This window comes from Jeotgalibacillus soli, from assembly GCF_000829435.1.
Classification (GTDB): domain Bacteria; phylum Bacillota; class Bacilli; order Bacillales; family Jeotgalibacillaceae; genus Jeotgalibacillus; species Jeotgalibacillus soli.
Genome location: NZ_JXRP01000003.1, coordinates 49624 through 57715, shown reverse-complemented (window position 1 = coordinate 57715; position 8092 = coordinate 49624). Strand labels below are relative to the sequence as shown.

The 8092-nt window shown below is 42.0% G+C and carries 7 protein-coding genes and 1 pseudogene; all 8 read right to left on the bottom strand.

Annotated elements, in window-relative coordinates:
- Positions 1 to 445 precede the first annotated feature (445 nt).
- On the bottom strand, positions 446 to 1933 hold the full coding sequence (gene lysS, locus KP78_RS00400) for a lysine--tRNA ligase (protein WP_041085355.1): 1488 nt from the start codon (positions 1931 to 1933) through the stop codon (positions 446 to 448).
- Between the two features lie 191 nt (positions 1934 to 2124).
- A pseudogene (gene dusB / locus KP78_RS00395) lies at positions 2125 to 3113 on the bottom strand (tRNA dihydrouridine synthase DusB).
- Positions 3114 to 3290: 177 nt separating this feature from the next.
- The gene (gene folK, locus KP78_RS00390; protein WP_052474423.1) at positions 3291 to 3818 is read right to left on the bottom strand and encodes a 2-amino-4-hydroxy-6-hydroxymethyldihydropteridine diphosphokinase; all 528 of its coding nucleotides are present in this window, start codon (positions 3816 to 3818) and stop codon (positions 3291 to 3293) included.
- Positions 3819 to 3820: 2 nt separating this feature from the next.
- The gene (gene folB, locus KP78_RS00385; RefSeq protein ID WP_041085354.1) at positions 3821 to 4183 is read right to left on the bottom strand and encodes a dihydroneopterin aldolase; all 363 of its coding nucleotides are present in this window, start codon (positions 4181 to 4183) and stop codon (positions 3821 to 3823) included.
- Positions 4176 to 4949 carry a dihydropteroate synthase gene (gene folP / locus KP78_RS00380; RefSeq protein ID WP_084219586.1) on the bottom strand — a complete coding sequence of 258 codons (774 nt, stop codon included), beginning with the start codon at positions 4947 to 4949 and terminating at the stop codon, positions 4176 to 4178. Before folP ends, folB begins: the two co-directional genes overlap by 8 nt.
- A gap of 72 nt (positions 4950 to 5021) precedes the next feature.
- Positions 5022 to 5894 carry an aminodeoxychorismate lyase gene (gene pabC / locus KP78_RS00375; protein WP_041085352.1) on the bottom strand — a complete coding sequence of 291 codons (873 nt, stop codon included), beginning with the start codon at positions 5892 to 5894 and terminating at the stop codon, positions 5022 to 5024.
- Entirely contained in the window at positions 5891 to 6490 is a 600-nt protein-coding gene (pabA, locus tag KP78_RS00370; protein ID WP_041085351.1) for an aminodeoxychorismate/anthranilate synthase component II, read from the bottom strand. Before pabA ends, pabC begins: the two co-directional genes overlap by 4 nt.
- Positions 6487 to 7911, bottom strand: coding sequence for an anthranilate synthase component I family protein (locus KP78_RS00365; RefSeq protein WP_041085350.1), 1425 nt, complete (start codon positions 7909 to 7911; stop codon positions 6487 to 6489). Before KP78_RS00365 ends, pabA begins: the two co-directional genes overlap by 4 nt.
- Between the last annotated feature and the right edge of the window lie 181 nt (positions 7912 to 8092).

Genomic DNA, 8092 nt, shown 5'->3' with positions numbered 1-8092 from the left:
TTGATGTAGCTCTTAAATGTTACTTAAATCAAGAATTAACGTTGACGTTTTAGGTTGTTTAGTTTTCAAGGTTCAAAGTATTTCTTGTGCGTTGCATCGTTTTAAGCGACCAATTCATCATAACACTTTTCACTATATGATGTCAACAATTTTTTTGAATTTCTTTTTGTTGTTTTTTCAGTGCTTGTAATTTCCTTAGCAACGAATAATAATATATCACGCTATAAACACCGTTGCAATAGTTTTTTTAAAAAAAATATAAAATTACTTTTGATGCTATTTTTTATTGCAGAATACTAGAATGGTTTATACAAGATCAATCTCTTTTACTGGAAATAGACGTTCAAGTACCCTGCTTCAATTTCCTATAATTTCAGTTTCTCTTTTATATAATAGAAGAAAGCAAAAAAAGACCACCCATCAAGGGCAGTCTCTAGGTTACATCTTAGTCACGATGACGCATCAATGGGAATAGAAGAACATCGCGGATAGATGGAGAGTTTGTTAAAAGCATGACCAAACGATCGATACCGATACCTAATCCGCCTGTTGGAGGCATACCGTACTCTAGCGCTTCCACAAAATCATCATCCATTTCATGCGCTTCATCATTACCGGCTGCTTTTTCTGCCAGTTGAGCTTCAAAACGCTCGCGCTGATCAATCGGGTCATTCAGCTCCGTGAAGGCATTGGCATATTCTCTACCAACAATGAATAACTCGAAACGGTCAGTAAAACGAGGATCATCCGGATTTTTCTTTGCTAAAGGAGAGATTTCTACCGGATGACCATAGATGAATGTTGGCTGAACAAGCGTCTCTTCTACCTTTTGCTCAAAGAATTCATTGACGATATGCCCGTATTCCATTGAATCCTTCACTTCAACCCCATGCTCTTTAGCAATGGCATGAGCTTCTTCATTGCTCATTTCCCGCCAGAAATCAACTCCAGTTACCTGTTTAACCGCATCGACCATATGCAAACGAGTCCAGTTTGGCGTTAATTCCACTTCATGATCCCCATAAGGAACAACCGTTGTACCTAATACTTCTTTCGCGATATGAGATACAAGGTTTTCAGTTAGATTCATAATATCTTGATAATCTGCATAGGCCTCATAAAGCTCAATCATTGTAAATTCTGGATTATGCCGTGTAGAAATTCCCTCGTTACGGAATACGCGGCCGATTTCATACACTTTCTCTAATCCACCAACAATTAGTCTCTTTAGGTGAAGTTCAATCGCTATACGCATGTAAAGCTCCATGTCCAGCGCGTTGTGATGCGTGATAAACGGACGTGCCGCAGCTCCACCGGCAATCGAGTGTAACATCGGTGTTTCTACTTCAAGATAGCCGTTTTGGTCTAAATAGCGGCGCATCGCTTGAATGATACGGCTACGCAAAATAAACGTATTTTTACTTTCTTCACTTGTAATTAAATCAAGATATCGCTGACGGTAGCGCTGCTCAACATCTTTTAGACCGTGGAATTTTTCTGGTAACGGGCGCAAGGCTTTTGATAAAAGCTCAAAGCTTTTAACTTTAACGGACAGTTCTCCAACCTGTGTACGAAACACACTTCCCGTAACACCAACAATATCTCCTAAGTCAGCTGTATTAAACAACTCGTAAGCTTCCTCACCAACCGAATCTTTACGTACATACAATTGGATTTGCCCTTGAAGGTCTTGAATATGAGCGAAACCAGCCTTTCCTTTTCCGCGCTTTGTCATAATACGACCTGCAATAGTTACGCTCGTTTCTATTTCATCTAATTGTTCTTTTGCATACTCATTGTATTGAGCTTTTATATCGTTAGAACCATGCGTACGATCGAAGCGTTTGCCGAACGGATCCATTCCTTTTTCGCGAATAGATTCCATTTTGTCGCGTCTCACGCGTAGCTGGTCATTCATTTCTTCGTGACTCATCTTGTTCACTCCTTATGATTAATTATTCTATGGATCAAGGTCTCAGACCGGATTCACACACATTTACTTATCTATTCTACACAATATAATGCAGGGTTACACCCCTAAAGTTCCTAGAGTGTCTCACACTCTTCACGCTAAACGCAAAAACTGCCGATCTCTGGAACGGCAGTTTGATTGTAAAAATAGTATTAACCCACTTGCGCTGCTTGTTTAGCAGTTGCTTCTTCAGCAAAATCGTTTAGAAGGTTCACAAGCTCCTCACGTGTATCACACGCATTAATTCCATTTCTCACTTTCGCGTTTCCGCGAATTTCCTTCAAGTACCAAGAAGCATGCTTACGCATTTCACGAACAGCAATATCCTCATTTTTCAATTGAATCAAACGATCTAAATGCAAAATCGCAACATCCATTTTTTCACGGATTGATGGCTCTGGAGATAATTCGCCTGTTTCAAGATAGTTAACGGTGTTGTAGATCATCCATGGATTGCCTAAAGCAGATGGGCCAATCATGACACCGTCAACACCTGTTTTATCAAGCATGCTTCTTGCGGTGTTTGCACATCCCCATTACCAATAACATGAATATCCTCCGATTCTTTTACTTCACGGATAATATCCCAGTTTGCATATCCTTCATACATTTGCACCCGTGTACGGCCATGAAGAGCGACTGCCGCTCCGCCTGCACTTTGGATCGCTCGTGCATTACGAACAGCATAGATATGATCCTCATCCCAGCCCATACGCATTTTAACTGTTACAGGCTTGTCAACTGCTGCTGTAACAGCTGAAACCATTTCGTAAATTTTATCCGGGTCCAATAGCCATTTTGCTCCTGCGTCACATTTTGTAATTTTCTTTACCGGACAACCCATATTAATATCAATAATCGCTGCATTTGAGTTTTTATCAACAAATTGAGCAGCTTGGACAAGCGTTTCCTTTTCCCCTCCAAAAATTTGAAGGCTTAATGGTTATTCATGTTCATCGATGTAAAGCATATTCATTGTTTTTTCATTTTGAGTAACAATACCCTTATCGCTAATCATCTCTGCACAAACTAAACCAGCACCGAATTCTTTCACTGTTAAACGGAAAGCCGAGTTACACACACCTGCCATCGGGGCAAGTGCAACTCGGTTTTTCAATTGAATGTCACCAATTTCAAGCAACGGTAGTTCCTCTTTTTGCATGCTTCCCCAGACTAATCTTCCCTTCCAGGTTAAAGCATACTTAATTAATCTTTTCACTCGGCTCAAGTTACTCAGGGTTTTCTGATTCACAAGCATGATCCTACTGACAGCCAGTGCTCCAGATTCCTATTATATTAAACGGATAATCCAATCCTTCTAGCCTTCAAGAAAGGCCGATACGCTTCTTCCTTGGGTTAACTTCCATAATCGCACGCCTTCATGATCCTCTAAAGCTTGAAAGATCTCCTTCAGCTGCTTTTTCAAAACCGGATGTTCAAGCGCCGGATTCACATCAAGAAGCGGAATGAGAACAAAGCTGCGTTCATGCATCCGTGGATGCGGAATAATTAGATTCTCTGACTCCACATCGTCGTCATTATACAGTAAAATGTCAAGATCTATAGTCCGGGGCCCCCATCTAATCATTCGTTCACGACCAAGTGCCGCTTCAACCTGCAAACATTTCTGAAACAGTTCTTCAGCTATGAGAGAGGTTTTAACCTCAAGCACCATATTTAAGAAAGCTTCCTGATCCGTAAATCCCACTGGGTCAGTTTCATAAATAGACGATACGGCTGTAACGTCTATTTCCTCAAAGGTCCGCAGCCGGCGAACCGCTGCCTTCAGGTTGGTTAGACGATCACCCATATTTGATCCAAGTGACAAGTAAGCAATAGACGTCATTTTTATGAACGCCCTCTTGTGATTTCAATCGCGACCGAATTATAGTGCCCGGGTATCGGCGGATCAGGCTTAATTACTTCAACTGTACATTGATGAAGCTTCTCAAATCGATTAAGCATGTTAGAAGCGATACGTTCCGCGACAGACTCAACCAAATTCAAAGATTCTCCTTCAACCACTTCCTTACAGAGTTTATAAACATCCGCATAGTTAATGGAGTCTTGCACGTTGTCTGAAGTCCCAGCCTTTGACAAGTCTAATTCAAGAGTAGCATTGACTCTGAAGCGCTGACCTAGTTTGTTTTCTTCCTCAAAAACACCATGATAACCGTAAAACTCCATGTCATTTACTTTAATTTTATCCAACCGGCTCACCCTTTCCGATTAATGCATCCATCATTTTAGCCATTCTGCTTATCTCTTTTACATCATGTACACGCATGATATGGCAGCCCTTTTGAATCCCAAAACAAACCGTTGCACCTGTTCCTTCCGTGCGTTCAGCAGCAGGCAGATCCAATACATTTCCAATCATTGATTTTCTTGAGGTCCCAAGCAGAACCGGATATCCCATCTCTACTATACGATCAAGCCCCCGCATCATTTCAATATTATGATGATGCTCCTTCGCAAACCCTATTCCTGGATCTAACACGATTTGATTCTCTCTTACACCCGCTTTTTTAGCAATCGTAATACTTTCCTGCAAATCAGCTGTTACATCTTCAATAAAGGATTGATAATCTCGGTTTTCCCGGTTGTGCATTAAAATAATCGGGACATTGTAACGAGCAGCAACCGCCGCAATGGCTGGTTCTCGCTTCGCTCCCCACACATCATTAATAATCGATGCACCCGCCTTGACAGCAGCTTCGGCAGTTGCTGCTTTATATGTATCAATCGATATCGGCACGTCCACTTCCTTCAATACTGCTTCAATCATCGGAACAACTCGTAAAATCTCTTTTTCTGCGGGCACTGCTTCATGACCAGGACGAGTAGATTCACCGCCAATATCAATGATATCTGCACCAGCTGCGACCATTTCTTTCGCATGTGCCACGGCACGTTCTATCTCATTAAATCGCCCTCCATCTGAAAAGGAATCAGGTGTTACATTTAAAATTCCCATAATAAGCGTTCTTTTACTTAAATCAAACGTATGGCTGCCACAAGTCAGCACTGTCAAATCCAAAACCTCCTTTTACTGCTCTTTCATTGTTACATAATCAGCTGACCGGATCAGCGTACTCGTCTTCTGGGAGTAAATAGCTTTCAGGTGGTTTGTCCATTTTCCTTCTGTTCCTTGAAAATGAAGGTGGTCAATGCTGTGAATTGGCACGATTTCCTGAATAGAATTGGTGATAAACACTTCCTCAGCCTTTAGTACAGCTTCTTTTAAATAAAGGCCCTCTTCGATGCGCAAGCCTGCTTTTTCAGTAATGGCTAAAATAAACTGCCGTGTTACGCCCGGCAGGATACCTGTTTCGATCGAAGGTGTGTAAAGCGTTTGATTTTTTATCCAGAAGAGATTGGAGGTAACGCCCTCTGCCACATAGCCTTCTTTTGTTAAAAATAGGCCCTCTACCACAGTACCGTCCGTAATCTCTCTGCGACCAGCCAGATTATTAAAATAATGATGCGATTTTAAGCGAATATCCGTTTCCGGCGTATTGCGAGACAGCTTTAGCCAACGACCCTCTTTTCCTTTGGTTGTTTGTGGCGGAAGAGCTTTTTGCAGAAGAATCACCGTTGGACTTTCATACGGATCAGGATACAAGCCGATATCCCTTACTCCCGCGGACACATTCAACCGAAAGTATCCATCCTCTCCTCCGTTTGCCGTTTGCAGCTTCTCAATCATTTGAGCTACTTCCTCATTCTTTATATGATAACGAATGCCCATTTCATTTAAAGAGGCATGCAAACGATCAAGATGATCACCAATTAGAAAAGCGTGACCATTGTATGTCCGAAATGTCTCAAACACACCGAGACCATATAAATATCCGTGATCAAAAGGGGAGATGGTTGCTTCTTCAGCAGCCATCACCTCCCCATTTATCCATATCTTCATTTCACATTTGCTCCCTTCGGAACGAATGATCGATAGGTCTCTAGGAAATTACGCAAAAGGGTTTTCCCTTGCTCCGTCATAATCGATTCCGGATGATATTGAACACCTTCAACCGCAAGCTTGCAGTGACGGAGCCCCATAATCTCTCCTTCCTCTGTCCAAGCCGTTACAATCAATTCCTCTGGAGATGTTTCCTTTTCAACAATAAGTGAGTGATAACGCGTAGCCGTAAAAGGGTTGGGCATGTTTTTATAAACCGTTTCTCCATCGTGATGAATACGTGATGTTTTGCCGTGCATAAGCCGCTCCGATCGAACTACACGACCACCAAACACTTGTGCGATAGATTGGTGACCCAGGCATACGCCTAAAATTGGGATAATGCCTGCAAAAGAACGAATGGCTTCCAAACTTATTCCCGCTTCATTCGGACTGCATGGACCTGGGGAAATCATCAAATAACGGGGGGATAGCTCAGCAATTTCTTCTATCGTGATCTCATCATTCCGACGAATGACCAACTCCTCTCCCAATTCACCTAAAAATTGAACAAGATTGTAGGTAAAGGAATCATAATTATCGATCATGAGTATCATGCGTTTTCCTCCTTCCCTTCTGCTAAGTCCTTCGCTTTCCAGAGCGCCTGTGCTTTTTTTAACGATTCTTTATATTCTCTGGCCGGGTGGGAGTCAATCACAACTCCTGCTCCCGCCTGTACATGAGCTATTCCATCTTTAACAAGCATAGTACGAATCACAATATTTAATTCCATATCCCCGTTAAATCCGATCCATCCAACCGAGCCTGTGTAAAGTCCTCTTCTTACCGGCTCTAGCTCTTCTATAATTTCCATTGTACGAACCTTCGGAGCTCCAGTGATCGTACCTCCAGGAAAGACCGCACGAATTACATCTGCTTCATTGTAAATAGGGTTCAATTGTCCTTGAACATTTGACACGATATGCATGACATGAGAGTACTTTTCGATCACCATAAATTCATTGACTTCAACAGTTCCATATTGGCTTACTCTTCCTAAATCGTTTCGTTCAAGATCGACGAGCATCACGTGCTCTGCCCGTTCTTTTTCATTTTGAATAAGCTCATTTGCTAATTTTTCATCCTCAGCCTCGTCCTTGCCGCGAGAGCGTGTCCCCGCGATTGGTCTCGTACTTAGGCTTTGGCCCGCTTTTTTAACAAGAAGCTCAGGTGAAGCAGAGACAATGTTGAAATCAGGCCACTCCATATACGCCATATACGGTGAAGGATTAAACGAGCGAACCTTTCTATAAACATCTAAGGCTGATGTCTTCAGCTTTTTTGATTGTCTAACTGATAGATTTACTTGAAACACATCGCCCTGAGAAATATATGTACGGATTGCTTCTGCTGCCGATTGAAATGATTGTTCATCCATCGACACGGACATTTCATCAGCATGTTCACCTAATTGAGCAGTAGTGAACATATCCGTATGTTCCTCAAAATTAGTTTCATGCTTCCCCCACTCGCTTATCCATTCGTCTAATTGATTCTCCACACTTACATCATTTTGGTGAAGCATCATAAAGTAAAGCTGATTGGTGTGTTGATCAAATGCAAGCCATTGATCAAAAAGCATGAAGCATATATCCGGCAAGCCATGTTCATCTTTTGCAATGGATGGCAAGCGCTCAATGGACCTCACGTAATCATAGCTGATAAAGCCAATAGCACCTCCCTGAAAGTCAGGAAGCTCTGAATTTCTATCTGTTTTGTATTGCTTCATCCACTCAACAAGCTGGTGTAGCGAATCACCCTCAAGTTGTGTTTTTTCTTCGTTTTCATAAACCGTTAGGCTATTCTCTTTCCCAACTGTCCAAGCAAACGGGTGTATACCCGCAAAGCTATAACGTCCGCCGCGGCCGCTCTCCAAAAAAATATGGCGTGTTTCTTGTGCGCTCATCCTTGTATATGTATGAAAAAAAGTGTCGTGTGTTGTACGCATAGTACGGTACGATACTGTATATTTTGCCATGTTGACGTCACTCTCCATCTAACGTTTTTTCCCATTCCAACTAAAACTAATATCAGCTAAGGTTTGCAAGGTACCCTGAAGCTGCACCTTTCATTTTTCTTTCCCCCTTCATGATACACGATCACGGCGATGGATTCACAAGAAATGTCGCAGAAGGTCGACTTGTATTTTTTTATTGTCT

Coding starts and splice junctions, on each gene's coding strand:
- lysS (WP_041085355.1), bottom strand. CDS start 1,933: ATGAGTCACGAAGAAATGAATGACCAGCTACGCGTGAGACGCGACAAA.
- folK (WP_052474423.1), bottom strand. CDS start 3,818: ATGACGTCTATTGCTTACTTGTCACTTGGATCAAATATGGGTGATCGT.
- folP (WP_084219586.1), bottom strand. CDS start 4,949: ATGGGAATTTTAAATGTAACACCTGATTCCTTTTCAGATGGAGGGCGA.
- pabC (WP_041085352.1), bottom strand. CDS start 5,894: ATGAAGATATGGATAAATGGGGAGGTGATGGCTGCTGAAGAAGCAACC.
- pabA (WP_041085351.1), bottom strand. CDS start 6,490: ATGATACTCATGATCGATAATTATGATTCCTTTACCTACAATCTTGTT.
- KP78_RS00365 (WP_041085350.1), bottom strand. CDS start 7,911: ATGGCAAAATATACAGTATCGTACCGTACTATGCGTACAACACACGAC.